Source organism: Microvirga calopogonii (assembly GCF_003347665.1).
Classification (GTDB): domain Bacteria; phylum Pseudomonadota; class Alphaproteobacteria; order Rhizobiales; family Beijerinckiaceae; genus Microvirga; species Microvirga calopogonii.
Genome location: NZ_QDGA01000020.1, coordinates 1 through 16,807, shown reverse-complemented (window position 1 = coordinate 16,807; position 16,807 = coordinate 1). Strand labels below are relative to the sequence as shown.

Here is a 16,807-nt window from a genome sequence, read left to right as displayed (position 1 = left end):
TCAGGCAGAGGTTTCAACCCTTCAAGGGGGCATTGGCGCCGGGTGCGGCAACGTGGCCTCTCCTCCCGCTCACTCCACCGCGCCGAAGGCCCGCTGCAGCATTCCGAGCTGGGTGGCGACCGGGTTGGAAGCGGGGGCCCGGGGAGTCTCCTCGGCCTCCGAGATGAGGCGCTCGAGATGCAGGATCCGGGCGTGAAGCCGGGTCGCAAGTCCCATCAGGTCCCGCAGCCGGGCGGGAAGTTCCTGGTATTCCGCGATGGTGGTTGCGGTTTCCTGCGAGTTCAGGCGGACGCGGTTCTTTTCCAGCTGCGCCTGGTCGGCCGTGATCTCCCCTTCCGCTACGGCCCGCTGCAGCAGCAGCCATGAGGCGACCTGCATCAGGCGCGTGGTGAGCCGCATGCTCTCGCTGGCATAGACGAGGCTCGCCTGGCGCGGCAGATGGCGCGATTCCTCGCGGCCCGGGCCGTCGAGATAGGCGGCCGTTTCCTCGATGAGCTCCATGCCCTCCTGGAAGAGCGCCTTGAAGGCCTCGGAACCCACGAAGTTCTGCCCGAACCGGACAGGATCGATATCGAGCTGGATCACGTCGGGTTCGTTCACGCACATCTCCCAAAAAACTGCCCTCCGCTCCCTGCGGACGGAGGATATGAACTGTTGAGATGAGTATAGGACGGACTGATGGGGCTTGCCTCGGTAACCTCTTCTTAAGGTTAAGGCAGCGCCGATAAAAATCGAGCCGCACGAGGCGGCTCTTGAAGTCTAACAGGGAAGCGTCAAACAGAGTGGGCTTCGAAGCCACTCGGCATCCAGGGAGAAGCCCGGATGCCCTCCTGTCTATCCGAGAATGGTTAATACGCCGTTAAGGACGTTTCTTCGTTACAAAGGAATCAGCTCTGGCCCAGCTTGAAGAAGGCGCTCGCCGCCGCGCGGGAGTTTTCCTTGCGGGCCCTCGCCTCCTTGATGCGGGCGATCTCCCGCTCCAGCACTTCGACACGCTCGTCGAGTTCGTCGATGGAGAGCATCGAGAGATCCTGGCCGATCTCGTGCCCGCTCGTGATCTGGCGCGGTTCATCGGCGAAGGGATCGAGGGCCATGGCATTCTCCTCTTCAATGATTGATCGTGAACGTTAATCCGGCATGTATTCCTTGCCAACGAAGCCTATATCCCGGGACATTGTTGACCAAAGGAGGGAAAAATGGGGCAGATCCCTGAGATGATGCGTGCCGTCGTTGCCGAGGGGAGCGGCGGGCCGGACGTTCTCAAGGTCGTCCAGCGCCCCGTTCCCAACCCGAAGGAGGGCGAGATCCTGGTGCGCGTGAAAGCCGCGGGCGTGAACCGCCCCGACGTGATCCAGCGGCAGGGCGGCTACCCGCCTCCTCCCGGCGCTCCGGATATTCTCGGGCTCGAGATCGCGGGCGAAGTGGCGGCCACGGGCCCGAACGCCGCCCGGTTCGCCGTCGGTGCTCCGGTCATGGCCCTGGTGCCGGGCGGCGGCTATGCGGATTATGCCGTCGTCCACGAGAGCAACGCCCTTCCGATTCCCCCGGGCCTGTCGTTCGAGGAAGCGGGCGCCATCCCGGAAACCTATTTCACCGTCTGGACCAACGTGTTCGACCGGGGCCGCCTGCAATCGGGCGAGACGCTTCTCGTCCATGGCGGGACCTCCGGCATCGGCACCACGGCGATCCAGCTCGCCAAGGCCTTCGGCGCCACGGTCATCGCCACGGCCGGCAGCCAGGACAAATGCGACGCCTGCCTGCGTCTCGGCGCCGATGCGGCGATCAACTACCGGACCCAGGATTTCGTGACGGCCACCAAGGAAGCCACGGGCGGCCGGGGCGCGGACGTGATCCTCGACATGGTCGGCGGCGACTACATTTCCCGCAATTACGAGGCCGCCGCCCAGGATGGCCGGATCGTGCAGATCGCTTTCCTCCAGGGCCCGAAAGCCGAGGTCGATTTCCGCCGCCTGATGGTCAAGCGGCTCACCCATACGGGTTCGACCCTACGCCCACGCTCACCCGCCGAAAAGGCCGACATCGCCGAGGCCTTGGAGGAAAAGGTCTGGCCGCTTCTCGCGCAAGGGCGGTGCAGGCCGGTGATGGATTCGACCTTCGCCTTCGAGGACGTGGCCAAGGCCCATGCCCGCATGGACGGGGGGGAGCATATCGGGAAGATTGTGCTGGTCATCGATAAGATATAATGATGCATTGAACAGCATCCGAAGCTCATACCCCATGGGCTATATCTGAAAGGCACGACAAGGTGTGGTCCCCATGGTTCATTCGCTTGGGTACGGTTCTCTTTGTCGTCACGCTTCACCAGACAGCTCCTCTACTGGCAAAGGTCATTGTCCTGAGTGCGTGTGCTTTAGCGGTCGGGCAATTTCTCTACCGTGGGCAATATTTTCCGAGGGTCATCATGGATGTTCTTAGCCGTCTCTCTGATAAGGCTGGACTTGAACGCGCCTTCGAGGCCCGCGCCAAGAAACTCGCGACGATCAATGCGGAGGATTTGGCACGCCGGGTGAAAGCCAGGGTTGTCGGCCAGGACGAGACTATCGACCAAATCGCCATCCAACTGCGTCGTCGCTTCGCCGCACAGGGACGCAACCGTCCCATTGCCGTCTTCTGCTTTACCGGAGCACCGGGTACAGGCAAGACACACCTCGCCAAAGCCTTGGCAGAGGAACTGTTCGAGGACAGAAACCATCTGCATTTTTTCGACATGAGCCAATATGGGCAAGCCTTCTCGGCCTCTGGTCTGTTCGGCTCTCCCAAGGGTTATGTTGGCTCCCAGAGCTATGGCGCTCTCACGGCCGCGCTGCGAGACATGTCGAATGCCATCGTCCTGCTAGACGAATTCGAGAAGGCGCATCCCGAAGTCCACAAGCGCTTCCTTGCAGCTTGGAACGACGGCTTCATTACAGAAGCCAGCGATGGAGCTCGTGTCTCCACGTCGCAGGCCATTTTCATTCTTACGACGAATGCTGCGGGTCGACGTATCAGTGAGATCGCCCAAAATCATAAAGGCGACCGCGCTGAACTCACCCAACAGGTCAAATCGGCGATGCTGGATGCGCAGTTCGCACCCGAAGTTCTGTCGCGCATTGATGATGTGTTCATCTTCAATCCCTTGCGTGGCCTTGATCTCGCTCGTGTGGTTGCTCTCGAGATTGAGCGCTTGGCGGCGCAATACGATCTTAAAATTGCCGAAGGCGGCATCGATGTCGCGGTTCTCGTTGATACGGTGGAAGCTCTAGGCGATCGCGTCGATGGAGGAGTCCGGGACGTGGCGCGCGCAGTCGAGCACCAGATCACGGATGGATTGCTTGATGCGCGCGGTGCAGGCGCCCGTTTCATTCGTCTGGTCAAGGAGCAGGATCGAGTCAAAATCGTTCATGATCCGCTTGAAGCGTCCGGCCACTTGAAAGACTCGGCATCAACATCGTCTTGAGATGCATAGGACGGCGATCTCAAACATGAGTAAAGAAGGCTTTCGCACACTGTTCTTCCGATTGTACCGGACAGACAGTTCCTTCCGCGGCTTCCTGGACTTCGCCTTCTTCGGGGGGCTCACATTGTTCTTCCTGAGCCCACCCCCATTCCCAGATTGGCGCTCCTTTCTGCCAACCTCTACTCCTTCCAATTCATCTTCATCCTCTGCCCTTTCGGCGCCTCAGCAGATGCCTGTCACAGCAGTGGCACCTTCATCCGCCGTATCCGCGCCGAAGCGGGAGCTGCATCTCATCGATGATGGGAACCGCATTCTGAAAGCGTTTCTTCACCTCTCACCTGAGGAGCATCGACCAGCTCTTGAAAAGACCGTAGATCTCATCCTCGCTCGGCAGTTCGATGCGGCGCTCTCACAACTTGATGCCCTTGATTCGCAGGATCCAAACGTACCTTTCCTGCGTGGTGTCGCACTGGTCCGCAAGGATGGAAAGGCATCAGCCGCCTCAGCCAATGAATACCGGAAGGCCGCCGATCTAGGGCATCCGGAAGGAATGTACTATCTGAGCAGCCAATATAACCAAGGCACCGGCGTTCCTCTCGACAAGACACTCGCCGTTTCTCTCCGAGAAACGGCTTATCAGGCCGGCTCTCAGACGGCGGGATATTATCTGGCGACGACCTATGCCCAAGGCGACCTAGGCTTTCGCAACGACGAGAAAGCAAGAGGGATCTTCGAGAAGCTGGCTGCGAGCGGTCATCCGCGTTCGTTGAACTGGACGGGCGTCCTCTACGAAACAGGACGCGGCGGTCTCTCGCGAGACTATGCCAAAGCAAATCGATCCTATCGAGACGCAGCCGCCTTGGGGGATGTCACGGCCATGCGTAATCTGCATGCCATGTACCGCTATGGAAACGGTGTCCAAAAAGATCTTAAAGAAGCGCTGATGTGGCTTCAGCGTGCTGTCGACGAGAACAACCCCGAAGCCATTCGCATCATGGGCAAATTGCTGGCCTTCGGAGAGGAGGGAACAACGGCTGATCCTGTTCGCGGGGCATCGCTTCTGCGTCAAGCGGCCTTGAAGAACGATGGCCAGGCACAGGAATTGCTTGGGCAACTCTATGAAGAAGGCAAAGGTGTGCCGCGCGATCCGGTTCAAGCTTACGTTTTTTACGGCCTCGCCAATTATTATGGCGTCGCCTCGGCCCGCATGAGACTTTCCACTCTGGAAGGCATGATGGTGTCTGCCGAGAAGGAGCGCGCCCAACGATTGCTCTCCTCCGCTCTTCCTGCCAAATCCGGCTCCCAGCCATGAAGGACGACATCAATCCTGCACCTGAGCCGTTGCCGGCGGAGCTTGCGGAGCCGGCAACGCTCCACTCTGGCGTCTGGCTCACGATGTTGGCCTCAGTCGCTTTGCTGGCAGCAGTCTATGTTCTTCCTTCGGTGAAACATGACGCGTCATCTCCGGCATCTCAGCCAGAGATCTCAGCTGAAACAGCCACCCGACTGGAGGCAGGCTTATCTGGCCTCGCACTACACCTTCACCCTGTCGACCTTTCCACGCTGGCAGCCCAGGAGGAGGCCGTTAAAGCTATGCCCGTATCCGAGGCACAGGGAAGAAAGTTGATCGCAGATGCTCTGGCAGGCCGCCAAAATCTTGGCCGTATCGTTGTATGGGACAATGTTTCACAGGACGGCGACGTGATTTCGGTTTCCAGTGGTGGGCTCTCGACAAATGTGAGCCTGAAGTCCACTCCCCAAACCATTATCCTCCCATACGCGAAGGGAGGCTCCCTGATGGTCGCGGGCGTTCAGGATGGTGGCGGGGGCATCACGGTCGGAATGGACCTTCCAACTGGGCCGCTTCCCCTGCCCCCTCTGAAGGTCGGCGAGGTCAGAGTCCTGCCACTCTTCTGAATGTCTCTACCGTGGAAGCCCTTCCGCCTTTAAAATTTGCAACATACCGGCACGATCCCTATAATCATCTCGTTTCCCTCACATCGTGAGACGAGATGCTCCGGTCCGGACCGGTTCGGAGCGCGAGAGAGTTTTGCCGTGCGGCGCCGACGATCCGGCGCCCGGCCTGAAGGAGGTTCGTTAATGTCCCAGGGACCGTTGATGCCGAAGGCGACAGCCGTCTGGCTCGTCGAGAATACATCGCTGTCGTTCGACCAGATCGCCGATTTCTGCAAGCTGCACCCGCTCGAGGTGAAGGGCATTGCCGACGGCGAGGTCGCGGCCGGGATCAAGGGCCTCGACCCGGTGACCACGGGCCAGCTGACCCGTGAAGAGATCGAGAAGGCCCAGAAGGACCCGAACCACCACCTCCGGCTCGCCGAGTCGCGGGTGAAGCTGCCGGAGCAGAAGCGGGTCAAGAAGGGGCCGCGCTACACCCCGGTGTCCCGCCGCCACGACCGTCCGAACGCGATCCTCTGGCTCGTGCGCAACCATCCCGAGCTGAAGGACGCTCAGATCATGCGTCTGGTGGGCACCACCAAGACCACGATCCAGCAGGTCCGCGAGCGCACCCACTGGAACTCGGCCAGCCTCTCGCCCATGGACCCGGTGACGCTGGGCCTGTGCTCGCAGATCGACCTCGATTTCGAGGTGCAGCGCGCCGCCAAGGACCGCCCGCATGTCGAGGCCCAGGACCACGGCGGCACCCTGATGCCGGCCGAGGTCTCCACGGCCCCCGAACGGGTCGACCCCTTCGCCGACATGAGCCGCCCGAAGCCGGCCCAGGAAGAGGACATCGACGTCAACTCGGTCTTCGCCAAGCTCAAGCAGCTCAAGCGCGACGACGAGGACGAAGAGTAAGGTTTTCTCACGCAAAAGGCCCGGAGCGATCCGGGCCTTTTCGTTTTCAGGTTTGTTTTTCAGGGATGTCATCCCGGACGCCGAAGGCGAGCCGGGATCGCGAGCAGGATGTGGGAAAGACTTTGTCAGGGCTGCAGCATCGGACCCAAAAGTGGACCCCAGAAGGCCGCTCTATGCTGTCCCCTTTGCAAGTGAACCGCCGCGCTTCAATCCAAAGTCACGAAGCTTGATCTTTGCCATGCGCCCGTCAGGGTGATGGAACACGAGCCCCTCGATGTCCTGCCCTTCCAGCCAGGAGCGCAACCCGTCGAAATCACGGGGCACGTCGGCATTGAGAGCGAGGCTGTCGTGGGCCACAAGCTCGTGCTGCGGGTAGTTCTCAGGATTGCCCTGCACCTTCGGGCCGACAAGCTCATAAGTGCCGTCCTTGAGGCTATCCCAGCGAGCGAACGCCTCACGGTGCCAGCGGTCCTCGGGGCCGTCCCCAACCGGCACCCATCCGACAAGCTTCTCCGTCTCCGGGTCGTGATCGGCAAGGCTGAAACCATCGGGTGGGGTCTCTCCCTTGCGGAGTTCACGGCGCTTCCAAAGCTTGCCCTCGCTTACCATGCAGCATGTGCCGTCAATCTTCTTGGTTGGCCAGCCCTCGCCGGCGAACACCCATCCGCAATCGGGGTGCGGTTTGTTCACGACGCGGCTGCGATCCCCGTTCCAGTCGCGGTCAAAAATGGTCGGCGTTTTCTTCATGACCTTATCCGCTATATTACATCGTAGTAATACTGCGTAATGGTTTAAAGGACGATTTCAAGCGATCCATTCTTGCCCCGTTGCGCAGATCCTTGGCCGCGCGATGAGCCAGCGCCTTCTCGTCGTCTCCAAGGGCCTGCGCCAGCAAGGCCTCGAAACGGGCCTGCCCGTCCTCTTTCTCTTCCGTCATCCGTAAGACTTCCTATCCCGCCAGTCCCCGCGCCCGCAGCGCATCACCGATCTCGGACAGGATCATAGGATCGTCGATGGTGGCGGGCGTCGACCAGGAATCGCCGTCGGCGATCTTCTTCATGGTGCCGCGCAGGATCTTGCCGGACCGGGTCTTGGGCAGGCGCGCGACGGTGATCGCCAGCTTGAAGGCGGCCACGGGGCCGATCTTGTCGCGGACCAGGGCCACGAGTTCGGTCTCGATGGCCTCCGGCGGCCGGTCGATGCCGGATTTGAGCACCACGAAGCCGCAGGGCACCTCGCCCTTGAGCGCGTCCTTCACGCCGATCACGGCGCATTCCGCCACCGCCGGATGGGAGGCCAGCACCTCCTCCATGCCGCCCGTGGACAGGCGATGGCCCGCCACGTTGATGATGTCGTCGGTGCGGCCCATGACCCAGATGTAGCCGTCCTCGTCGAGATAGCCGGCGTCCGACGTGTTGTAGTAGCCGGGATAGACCGAAAGATAGGATTCCCGGAACCGCTCGTCCGCCTGCCACAGGGTCGGCAGGGCGCCGGGCGGCAACGGCAGCTTGATCACGATGGCGCCCATGGTGTTGGGCCTGACCGGCCTGCCGCCCTCGTCGAGCACCTCCAGGGTATATCCAGGCATCGGCACCGTGGGCGAGCCGTGCTTCACGGGCAGCGCACCCAAGCCCAGCGGATTGCCGGCGACCGGCCAGCCGGTCTCGGTCTGCCACCAATGGTCGATGACCGGCACCTGCAGGATGTCCTCGGCCCATTTGACCGTGTCGGGGTCGGCCCGCTCGCCTGCCAGGAACAGGGCGCGGAACGAGGAGAGGTCGTATTTCTTCAGGAGCTCCGCCTTCGGATCCTCCTTCTTGATGGCGCGAAAGGCCGTAGGCGCGGTGAAGAGGGTCACGACCCCATGGTCGGAGATCACCCGCCAATAGGCCCCCGCATCGGGCGTTCCCACCGGCTTGCCCTCGTAGAGAACGGCCGTGCAGCCGTGCAGCAGCGGCCCGTAGACGATGTAGGAATGACCGACCACCCAGCCTACGTCGGATGCAGCCCAGAAGACCTCGCCGGGCCTGACGCCGAAGAAGTGCTCCATGGACCATTTGAGCGCGACCATGTGGCCGCCGTTGTCGCGCACCACACCCTTGGGGATGCCGGTCGTGCCGGAGGTGTAGAGCACGTAGAGCGGATCGGTCGCCGCCACCGGCACACATTCCGCCTTGCGGCCTTGCGCCTTGGCATCAGCGACGGCACTCGCCCAGTCCCAGTCGCGGCCCTCGACGAGGGCGCAGGCAAGCTGCGGCCGCTGGAAGACGAGGCAGGCGTGCGGCTTGAATGAGGAAAGCGCGATCGCCTCGTCCAGCAGCGGCTTGTAGGGAATGACGCGCGCGCCCTCGACGCCGCAGGAGGCGGAGAGAATGATCTTCGGCTTCGCATCGTCGATGCGGGTCGCCAGTTCCTTGGCTGCAAAACCGCCGAAGACCACCGAGTGGATCGCCCCGATGCGGGCGCAGGCCAGCATCGCGAAGCTCGTCTCCGGGATCATCGGCATGTAGATGACGACGCGATCGCCCTTCGTGACGCCCATGTCCTGCAGTACGACTGCTAGCGTCGCGACCTCGTCCCGCAGTTCCGCATAGGTAATGCTGCGCTTCGTGTCGGTCACCGGGCTGTCGTAGATGATCGCCGCCTGGTCGCCCCGCGTCGCCACATGGCGGTCGACGGCGTTGTAGCAGGTGTTGCACTCGGCCCCGACGAACCAGCGGCCGTAGATGCCGGCTTCAGGATCGAACACCTTCTCGGCGGGTCTGATCCAGTCGATCTCCCGCGCCGCCTGTTCCCAGAAGCCGACCGGATCGGATTTCCAGCCGGCATAGACCTCATGATAGCGGCTTTGGGCGGATGGCATGGCGTTCCCCCTTGCGTTCTCTGCATGAGACTTCACGCGCCTGCTGTGGTAGCAGGCCATCAAGCCGTGGTCAGGGGCGACTTTCGGTGAGTCGACTTTCGGCGAGCGTTGTCGTGATTACCGATCCTCTCTTCTATGCTGCCGCCATTCCCGCGGTGATCCTGCTGGGGCTGGCCAAGGGCGGCTTCTCGGGCCTCGGGGCCCTGTCCCTGCCCCTCATGGCGCTGGTGGTGTCACCCGTGCAGGCGGCCGCCATCACCCTGCCGATCCTGATCGTGCAGGACGTGGTGTCGGTCTGGGCCTACCGGCATACCTGGGATCGCCGCAACGTGGTGATCATGCTCCTGGGCGCCATATCGGGCATCGTGACGGGCTATCTCCTGGCCTCCCAGGTCTCCGACGCGGCCGTCAAACTGGCCGTCGGGGTGATTTCCGTGGCCTTCGCCGTCCGCCGCATGATCGTGGAGCGCCGTGCGACCCCGCCGAAGCCCGCTCCGGCCGACGTGCCGCGCGGCATCTTCTGGGGCTGGGTGACGGGCTTCACCAGCATGGTCGCCCACGCGGGCGGGCCGCCCTTCCAGATCTACGTCATGCCCCAGCGCCTGCCGCGCGACATCTTCGTCGGCACCGGGGCCGTGCTCTTCGCGCTGATCAACTGGATCAAGGTGCCGCCCTATCTGGCGCTCGGGCAGTTCACGGCCGAGAACATGGCGACGGCGGGCGCCCTGTTCCCGGTGGCCATCGCATCGACCTGGGCCGGCGTCCTGCTCGTGCGGCGGGTCTCGGGTCAGGCGTTCTATACGGCCGTCTATGTCCTGCTGATCCTCGTCGGCGCCAAGCTCATATATGACGGCGCGGTGGCCTATCTGTAATGCATCCACGAAAAAGCCGCCGCTCCTTGGGGAAGCGACGGCTTCTTCAGGTGGGAAATATTGAGGAAACGTACGGCTAGTGCACCACCGATTCGGAGGTTCTCAGCCTCGCGATCTCGTCCTTGAGCTGAAGCTTCCTTCGCTTGAGTTCTGCCAGCCTCATGTCATCCGCCGACGGTCTGTTGAGGGTATCCTGGATTTCGCGCTCGAGAGCCCGATGCTTCCGTTCCAGTTCCGTCAGGTGATTCTGCAGCGGCATGTCAGTTCCTCCTATTCGATCTACTGACGGAGAACATTGTGGCAGATAGAGTGTGGCGAGTCGAAGGCGAAATTCAAAGATTCGAGAGTAGAAGATGCTCCGGCTATCTTGCTCTCCACAGGGCCCGAGAGCATACTTCCGCCCCTCTTCGCCCGGCTGCCGAACGTGGTCTGGCATCTAGCGCATCGTGCGGAAAAGTGGGCCCGGTTTCCGCAGCCTGCGATGCGCCGCTTAAGGGATTGAGCATCGGATCGATCCCAAAAGTGGAATCCACTTTTGGGTCCGAGGCTCTAGGTATTTTCGATGATCGACTTGGCTGAACTGGAAGCGGAACTGGCTCGTCTGAAGCAGGAGCACCGTGATCTCGACATGGCCATCGACGCCCTGGAAAGCATGGTCGCCGGGGACCAGCTGCAGGTCCAGCGCCTGAAGAAGCGCAAGCTTGCTCTCAAGGACCAGATCATCCGGCTCGAAGATCAGCTGACCCCCGACATCATTGCCTGAGAATCGTTCCCCTTTTCGGGAACGCCCTTGCCTGCCCGGGACGGCTTCGCTATTCCCGCTGGATAGTTAAGGCCCTGAAGCCGGAGCCACACCATGGCGCGTCCCCCTATTGCCATCATCATGGGAAGCCAGTCCGACTGGGCCACCATGCGCCACGCGGCCGAGACGCTCGATGCCCTGGGCGTTCCTTACGACACCCGCATCGTCTCCGCGCACCGCACGCCGGACCGGCTGGTGGCCTTCGCCAAGGGCGCCAAGGCCGAAGGTTTTCAGGTCATCATCGCCGGCGCCGGAGGGGCCGCCCACCTGCCTGGCATGACGGCCGCCATGACCCCCCTGCCCGTCTTCGGCGTGCCGGTGGAGTCCAAGGCGCTCTCGGGCCAGGACAGCCTGCTCTCCATCGTCCAGATGCCTGCGGGCATTCCGGTCGGCACGCTCGCCATCGGCCGCGCGGGCGCCGTGAATGCGGGCCTGCTCGCCGCCGCCGTGCTGGCCCTGCACGACCCCGCCCTCAGCCAGCGCCTCGACGAATGGCGGAAGCGCCAGAGCGAGAGCGTGGCCGAGCGCCCCTCCAACGAAGGCTAAGACACTCATGATCCGCCCCGGCTGCACCCTCGGTATTCTCGGCGGCGGCCAGCTCGGCCGCATGATCGCCATGGCGGCGGCGCAGCTCGGCCTGAAGACGCACATCTACGCCCCGGAGGAAAACAGCCCGGCCTTCGAGGTGGCGACCGAGTACACCATCGCGGCTTACGAGGACGAGGCGAACCTGGTGCGCTTCGCCAAGGCCGTGGACGTGGTGACCTACGAGTTCGAGAACGTGCCGAGCGAGACGGCCGCCATCTTGAGCGCCCACGCTCTGCTCGCCCCCAACGCGCAGGCGCTGGCCGTGTCGCAGGACCGGTTTCTCGAGAAGAGCTTCATCGCCGGCCTGGGCATTGCGGTCGCGCCCTTCGCCCCCGTGTCGGACGAGGCCGAACTGGCCGAGGCCGTCGAGCGCATCGGCCGGCCCGCCGTGCTCAAGACGCGCCGCTTCGGCTATGACGGCAAGGGACAGGTGAAGATCACGCCCGAGGCCGATCCCCTGGCAGCCTGGGAGGAGATCGGACGCGCCGCCTCCATCCTGGAGGGCTTCGTGCCCTTCGAGCGGGAGGTTTCCGTGGTGGCGGCCCGTACGGCCGCTGGCGCATTCGCGGCCTATGATCTGTGCGCCAACGAGCACCGCAACCACATCCTGGACACAACCCGGGTCCCGGCCGGGGCCTCCCCCCAAACGGAGGAGCAGGCCTTCCGGATCGCCCGCTCCATCGCGGAAGCCCTGGATTACGTGGGCGTGCTGGCGGTCGAACTGTTCCTCGTGACCGAGGACGGTTCCGAGCGCCTCGTGGTGAACGAGATCGCCCCACGGGTGCACAATTCCGGCCATTGGACGCTCGGCGGCGCCACGACCTCACAGTTCGAGCAGCATGTGAGGGCGGTCTGCGGCTGGCCCCTGGGCGACACCGCCCGCCTCGGAAGGGTCGAGATGAAGAACCTGATCGGGCACGATGCCGATGCCTGGGAGGAGATCCTGGCCGAGCCGGGCGCGCATCTGCATCTCTATGGCAAGGCGGAGGCCCGGGCGGGCCGCAAGATGGGACACGTCACCCGGGTTTTCCCGGAGCGGAGCTGAACCTTTCCCGGTCGGATCCGTTGATCCCCTGGACCGGCGCTTTTCTTGAGAAGCAACCCTGGACAGGCAAGGCTTCTTCTGGTATCGACGCCGACCAGATAGAGGTGCGCATGACGCGCCTCATTGTTTTTTTGTCACAATCGAAACGGTTCAAACACGAGGAATTCGCGTGCAGGTTCTTGTCCGGGATAACAACGTCGATCAGGCGCTCCGCGCTCTCAAGAAGAAGATGCAGCGTGAGGGCATCTTCCGCGAGATGAAGCTTCGTGGGCATTACGAGAAGCCGTCTGAGAAGAAGGCCCGCGAGAAGGCTGAGGCCGTTCGCCGCGCTCGCAAGCTGATCCGCAAGCGCATGCAGCGCGAAGGCCTGCTGCCTTCCAAGCCCCGTCCGACCCGCTAAGCTCTCCGAGCAGGCCTGAAAAGGCTTCGCCGATCGGTTGTGAACCAGCGCCTTCGCGTAAGCGGGGCGCTGTTTGCATATCTGGGGTCAGTCTCTTCCCGCCAATATCGAACTAAGTTACGTTTCCTGTTGCGTTGTCGCCTTTTTGATGCCTTGTTTCACGGCTGTTAAGGATTTCCCGCCAGAGTGCCGCTTCCTGGTACCGTGAGTAAATAAGCTGGAGACGAAGGTGTTCGCCCCATCGATTCGCCGTTTTGCCCCCTTGAGCCTGACCCTCGTTGCCCTCGGCCTTTCCGCCTGCAGCACCACGGGCGGTGGCCCCACTCAGCGCATCGCCGTGGTGGAAGAGGACACGCAGGGCACGAGCACGGTCAACATCTCGTCCCTGTCGGACGTGATCCAGCGCAATCCGAACGACCCGAGCGCCTACAACACCCGCGGCGCGGCCTATGCCCGCGTGGGGAACTACAGCAGCGCCATCGCCGATTTCACCAAGGCGGTGCAGCTCGACCCGAATTACGCGCCGGCCTATACCAACCGCGCGCTGGCTCTGCGGCAGACGAACCGTAACGACCAGGCGCTCTCCGACTTCACGCGCTCGATCCAGGCGGATCCGAATTACGGCCCGGCCTATATTGGCCGCGCCAACCTGTACCGCGCCCAGAACCAGTATCAGGAGGCCCTCGCCGACCTGAACATGGCCACCCGCCTGTTGCCCGAATCGGCCGAGGCGCTCCACTCGCGCGGCCTGCTCTACCAGCGCCAGGGCATGCACCAGCAGGCGATCCTCGACTTCGACGCCACCATCGACCGCAATCCCTTCGTGGGCGCTCCCTACGCGGCCCGCGGCCAGAGCTTCGTGGCGACGAACCAGTTCGACAAGGCCATCGAGGACTTCAACGCGGCCCTCAACGTCAACAACAAGGACGCCGATTCCTGGGCGTGGCGCGGCGTGGCCCTCGAGCGCAAGGGCGACCGGAGCCAGGCCATCGAGAGCTACCAGCGCGCTCTCGCCCTCGACAACAGCAACAGCGTCGCCCGCCAGGGCAGCTCCAGACTCCAGGGCGGCATGGCGGGCCTGTTCCGCTCTTAGAGGTTCGTGGAGCGAGGCGGCATGAACCCCGCCCCTCCCCTGCGCACCATCGCCGATATCGAACACCTCCTCGAAGCGCATGCGGACCTGCATGCGCTTCTTTCGCATGTGGATAGGCTCTCGCTTTCGGATGGCTGGATCGGTGCCGGCTTCATCCGCAACACCGTGTGGGACGTGCTGCACGGGCGCATTGTCGATGTCTCCCGTCTTAATGACGTGGACGTGATCTTCTTCGATCCGCGTGACGCGAGTCGGGAGCTGGAGAGCGACATGGAGCGACGCCTCCGCGACATCGCTCCCGGCACGATCTGGTCCGTGAAGAATCAAGCCCGCATGCATCGGCGCAATGGCGATAGACCCTATCGCGATACCTTCGATGCCGTTGCACACTGGCCCGAAACGGCCACCGCGATCGCGGCGCGATCAATCGACGGAAAAGTCGAGGTTATGGCGCCGCACGGAATTCAGGACCTTCTGAACCTGATCGTGAGACCGACGCCGGCTTTCGAGCACAAGATGGGCGTCTATCGCGAACGGGTGTCGAGCAAGGATTGGCCCACCCGCTGGCCGAAGCTGACGATGCTCATGACGTGGGAAGAGGCCTATCCGGCCCCTCAAAGTTCCTTCGACAGAATCGAGACGTAAGGCTCGAAGCCGAAGGCGCGGTAGGTGCGCTCGGCCCGCTCGTTGGCCGCGAGAACGCCGATGAAGAGGCGCTTGAGGCCGGCCTCCCGGGTCAGGCGCTCGGCTTCCTTCAGGAGGGTCTGGCCTATTCCGCGTCCGCGCCAGTCGCCGTGCACGATCAGGTCCGTCACCGTGCCGTGGTTGCGCACGTCATCGACCACATAGGCGGCATCCTGATCGAGGGAGAAGCCCATGGCACCGACGGTCACCCCTTCCGCCACCGCCAGGACGATCCGGCCGTTACGCCGGGACAGGCGCTGCATCAGCTCGTCGTAATACGCCACTGCGGCTCCATAGTCCCGCCGCCGGTCGCCCACGAGATCGGCCTCGAAGACGTTGAGCTGGTGGATCAGCTCGACGACGGCATCCCGGTCGGCCGGAAGGGCGGTACGGAGGGTGATCTTGGACATGTCGGAGTCCGGGCAAAATGCATCGGGGCTCGCGTTAAAGCAGATTTTGCACATTCCGTCATGGCTTCACCGTCATTCCGGGGCCGCGCAGCGGAGCCCGGAACCCATAACCGCCGACGATGCAGCAGGATCTGCAAAGCTACTCGCCTCTTCCTGTGATGTCGTGGTTATGGGTTCCGGGTTCGCCTTCGGCGCCCCGGAATGACAGCGGAGCTGTCCATGCCAATAAAAATGCCCGGCGCGGGGCCGGGCATGAACACGTTCACCTGATTGCGGAATCAGAGATTCTTCAGAATCTCGTCCACGACCTTCTTGGCATCGCCGAAGAGCATCATGGTGTTGTCGCGGAAGAACAGCTCGTTCTCGACGCCGGCATAGCCCGATCCCATGCCGCGCTTGATGAACAGCACGGTCTTGGCGCGCTCCACGTCGAGGATCGGCATGCCGAAGATCGGCGAGGACGGGTCGGTCTTCGCCGCCGGGTTCGTCACGTCATTGGCGCCGATGACGAAGGCGACGTCGGCCTGCGCGAACTCACCGTTGATGTCCTCGAGCTCGAACACCTCGTCGTACGGAACGTTGGCTTCCGCCAGCAGCACGTTCATGTGGCCCGGCATGCGGCCCGCCACCGGGTGGATGGCGTACTTCACCTCCACGCCTTCGCTTTTAAGCTCGTCGGCCATCTCGCGAAGCGCGTGTTGCGCCTGGGCGACCGCCATGCCGTAGCCCGGCACGATGATGACCTTGGCGGCGTTCTTCATGATGAAGGCTGCATCGTCCGCCGAGCCCTGCTTCACGGGGCGCGTCTCGACCGCGCCGCCTGCGGCAGCCGCCGTCTCGCCGCCGAAGCCGCCGAGGATCACCGAGATGAAGGAGCGGTTCATGCCCTTGCACATGATGTAGGACAGGATCGCGCCCGAGGAGCCGACCAGCGCGCCGGTGATGATGAGCGCGAGGTTGCCGAGGGTGAAGCCGATGCCCGCCGCCGCCCAGCCGGAATAGGAGTTGAGCATCGACACGACCACCGGCATGTCGGCGCCGCCGATGGGGATGATCAGCGTCACGCCGAGCACGAAGGAGACAAGCACGATCAGCCAGAAGGCCGCGTGGCTCTCGGTGCGGATGAAGAACACGAGCAGCACGAGAAGCAACAGACCGAGGCCAATGTTGATGAGATGCCGGCTCGGCAGCAGGATCGGCTTGCCGGACATGCGCCCGTCAAGCTTCAGAAACGCGATCACGGAGCCGGTGAAGGTGATGGCCCCGATGGCGACGCCGAGCGCCATTTCGAACAGCGAGCCGCCATGGATGGTACCGACCGAGCCGATGCCGAAGGCCTGCGGTGCGTAGAGGGCGCCCGCCGCCACCAGCACGGCCGCGAGGCCGACCAGGGAGTGGAAGGCGGCCACAAGCTGCGGCATGGCCGTCATCGGCACCCGCCGGGCGACCACGGCGCCGATGCCGCCGCCGATGGCCAGCCCCAGGATCACCAGAGCCCAGCCGCCGAACCCGCTCGGCGGGGAGACGAACAGGGTAGTGAGGATGGCGATTCCCATACCCACCATGCCGTAGAGGTTGCCCTGCCGGGACGTGGTCGGATGGGACAGCCCGCGCAGCGCCAGGATGAACAGGACGCCGGAGACGAGGTAGAGGATCGAGGCTAGATTGGCCGACATCGCCTCATCCCTTCTTGCGGTACATGGCAAGCATGCGCTGGGTCACCAGGAAGCCGCCGAAGATGTTGATGCTGGCGAGGACGAGGCCGACGAAGCCGAG

Annotated in this window: 21 protein-coding genes; 12 read left to right on the top strand and 9 right to left on the bottom strand. The window is 63.1% G+C overall.

Features of this window, described 5'->3' with window-relative positions:
* Nucleotides 1–69 precede the first annotated feature (69 nt).
* Nucleotides 70–606: a protease adaptor protein RcdA gene (gene rcdA, locus DDF70_RS16545; protein WP_425374083.1), complete on the bottom strand. Its 537-nt coding sequence runs from the start codon at nucleotides 604–606 to the stop codon at nucleotides 70–72.
* A gap of 281 nt (nucleotides 607–887) precedes the next feature.
* Nucleotides 888–1,094 carry a DUF1192 domain-containing protein gene (locus tag DDF70_RS16540; protein WP_114945965.1) on the bottom strand — a complete coding sequence of 69 codons (207 nt, stop codon included), beginning with the start codon at nucleotides 1,092–1,094 and terminating at the stop codon, nucleotides 888–890.
* Nucleotides 1,095–1,196: 102 nt separating this feature from the next.
* On the opposite strand from DDF70_RS16540, the gene DDF70_RS16535 reads away from it, so the two are divergent.
* The 5 genes from DDF70_RS16535 to DDF70_RS16515 all read left to right on the top strand — a co-directional run bounded on the left by DDF70_RS16535 (nucleotide 1,197) and on the right by DDF70_RS16515 (nucleotide 6,274).
* Nucleotides 1,197–2,204 (top strand): NAD(P)H-quinone oxidoreductase, encoded by a 1,008-nt coding sequence (locus DDF70_RS16535; RefSeq protein WP_114945964.1) that lies wholly within the window; start codon nucleotides 1,197–1,199, stop codon nucleotides 2,202–2,204.
* A gap of 86 nt (nucleotides 2,205–2,290) precedes the next feature.
* On the top strand, nucleotides 2,291–3,457 hold the full coding sequence (locus DDF70_RS16530; RefSeq protein WP_162820452.1) for an AAA family ATPase: 1,167 nt from the start codon (nucleotides 2,291–2,293) through the stop codon (nucleotides 3,455–3,457).
* Between the two features lie 25 nt (nucleotides 3,458–3,482).
* Nucleotides 3,483–4,769 (top strand): tetratricopeptide repeat protein, encoded by a 1,287-nt coding sequence (locus tag DDF70_RS16525; RefSeq protein WP_162820451.1) that lies wholly within the window; start codon nucleotides 3,483–3,485, stop codon nucleotides 4,767–4,769.
* Nucleotides 4,766–5,374, top strand: coding sequence for a hypothetical protein (locus tag DDF70_RS16520; protein ID WP_114945961.1), 609 nt, complete (start codon nucleotides 4,766–4,768; stop codon nucleotides 5,372–5,374). The genes DDF70_RS16525 and DDF70_RS16520 overlap by 4 nt, the downstream gene beginning before the upstream one ends.
* A gap of 183 nt (nucleotides 5,375–5,557) precedes the next feature.
* On the top strand, nucleotides 5,558–6,274 hold the full coding sequence (locus tag DDF70_RS16515; protein WP_114945960.1) for a DUF1013 domain-containing protein: 717 nt from the start codon (nucleotides 5,558–5,560) through the stop codon (nucleotides 6,272–6,274).
* A 171-nt stretch (nucleotides 6,275–6,445) separates the two neighbouring features.
* On the opposite strand, the gene DDF70_RS16510 is transcribed toward DDF70_RS16515, so the two are convergent.
* The 3 genes from DDF70_RS16510 to DDF70_RS16505 are packed head-to-tail and all read right to left on the bottom strand — an operon-like array spanning nucleotide 6,446 to nucleotide 9,137.
* Nucleotides 6,446–7,021: an RNA ligase 1 family protein gene (locus DDF70_RS16510; RefSeq protein ID WP_114945959.1), complete on the bottom strand. Its 576-nt coding sequence runs from the start codon at nucleotides 7,019–7,021 to the stop codon at nucleotides 6,446–6,448.
* A gap of 16 nt (nucleotides 7,022–7,037) precedes the next feature.
* Complete coding sequence (locus DDF70_RS36655; protein ID WP_162820450.1) at nucleotides 7,038–7,211, bottom strand: hypothetical protein; 174 nt, start codon at nucleotides 7,209–7,211, stop codon at nucleotides 7,038–7,040.
* A gap of 12 nt (nucleotides 7,212–7,223) precedes the next feature.
* Nucleotides 7,224–9,137: a propionyl-CoA synthetase gene (locus DDF70_RS16505; RefSeq protein WP_114945958.1), complete on the bottom strand. Its 1,914-nt coding sequence runs from the start codon at nucleotides 9,135–9,137 to the stop codon at nucleotides 7,224–7,226.
* A 113-nt stretch (nucleotides 9,138–9,250) separates the two neighbouring features.
* Between DDF70_RS16505 and DDF70_RS16500 the strand changes: the two genes are divergently transcribed.
* Nucleotides 9,251–10,009 (top strand): sulfite exporter TauE/SafE family protein, encoded by a 759-nt coding sequence (locus DDF70_RS16500; protein WP_114945957.1) that lies wholly within the window; start codon nucleotides 9,251–9,253, stop codon nucleotides 10,007–10,009.
* A 76-nt stretch (nucleotides 10,010–10,085) separates the two neighbouring features.
* Here the strand turns inward: DDF70_RS16500 and DDF70_RS16495 are convergent, their stop codons facing one another.
* The gene (locus tag DDF70_RS16495) at nucleotides 10,086–10,268 is read right to left on the bottom strand and encodes a YdcH family protein (RefSeq protein ID WP_114945956.1); all 183 of its coding nucleotides are present in this window, start codon (nucleotides 10,266–10,268) and stop codon (nucleotides 10,086–10,088) included.
* A gap of 303 nt (nucleotides 10,269–10,571) precedes the next feature.
* On the opposite strand from DDF70_RS16495, the gene DDF70_RS16490 reads away from it, so the two are divergent.
* The 6 genes from DDF70_RS16490 (at nucleotide 10,572) to DDF70_RS16465 (ending at nucleotide 14,582) form a co-directional block, all read left to right on the top strand.
* Nucleotides 10,572–10,772: a YdcH family protein gene (locus DDF70_RS16490; protein WP_009763404.1), complete on the top strand. Its 201-nt coding sequence runs from the start codon at nucleotides 10,572–10,574 to the stop codon at nucleotides 10,770–10,772.
* Between the two features lie 93 nt (nucleotides 10,773–10,865).
* Complete coding sequence (gene purE / locus DDF70_RS16485) at nucleotides 10,866–11,357, top strand: 5-(carboxyamino)imidazole ribonucleotide mutase (protein WP_114945955.1); 492 nt, start codon at nucleotides 10,866–10,868, stop codon at nucleotides 11,355–11,357.
* 7 nt (nucleotides 11,358–11,364) lie between these two features.
* A complete protein-coding gene (locus tag DDF70_RS16480) occupies nucleotides 11,365–12,444 on the top strand; it encodes a 5-(carboxyamino)imidazole ribonucleotide synthase (protein ID WP_114945954.1) in 1,080 nt (359 codons plus the stop codon).
* A gap of 169 nt (nucleotides 12,445–12,613) precedes the next feature.
* The gene (gene rpsU / locus DDF70_RS16475) at nucleotides 12,614–12,844 is read left to right on the top strand and encodes a 30S ribosomal protein S21 (RefSeq protein WP_009763401.1); all 231 of its coding nucleotides are present in this window, start codon (nucleotides 12,614–12,616) and stop codon (nucleotides 12,842–12,844) included.
* Nucleotides 12,845–13,073: 229 nt separating this feature from the next.
* The gene (locus DDF70_RS16470) at nucleotides 13,074–13,937 is read left to right on the top strand and encodes a tetratricopeptide repeat protein (protein WP_114945953.1); all 864 of its coding nucleotides are present in this window, start codon (nucleotides 13,074–13,076) and stop codon (nucleotides 13,935–13,937) included.
* A gap of 21 nt (nucleotides 13,938–13,958) precedes the next feature.
* Nucleotides 13,959–14,582, top strand: a complete 624-nt coding sequence (locus tag DDF70_RS16465; RefSeq protein ID WP_114945952.1) for a nucleotidyltransferase family protein — start codon at nucleotides 13,959–13,961, stop codon at nucleotides 14,580–14,582.
* On the opposite strand, the gene DDF70_RS16460 is transcribed toward DDF70_RS16465, so the two are convergent.
* The 3 genes from DDF70_RS16460 to DDF70_RS16450 form a co-directional block, all read right to left on the bottom strand.
* Entirely contained in the window at nucleotides 14,552–15,031 is a 480-nt protein-coding gene (locus tag DDF70_RS16460) for a GNAT family N-acetyltransferase (RefSeq protein ID WP_162820449.1), read from the bottom strand. The two genes, DDF70_RS16465 and DDF70_RS16460, sit on opposite strands and share 31 nt — an antisense overlap.
* Before the next feature lie 278 nt (nucleotides 15,032–15,309).
* Nucleotides 15,310–16,707: an NAD(P)(+) transhydrogenase (Re/Si-specific) subunit beta gene (locus DDF70_RS16455; RefSeq protein ID WP_114945950.1), complete on the bottom strand. Its 1,398-nt coding sequence runs from the start codon at nucleotides 16,705–16,707 to the stop codon at nucleotides 15,310–15,312.
* A 4-nt stretch (nucleotides 16,708–16,711) separates the two neighbouring features.
* A partial coding sequence (locus DDF70_RS16450; RefSeq protein ID WP_170316085.1) for a proton-translocating transhydrogenase family protein occupies nucleotides 16,712–16,807 on the bottom strand: 96 nt, incomplete at its 5' end.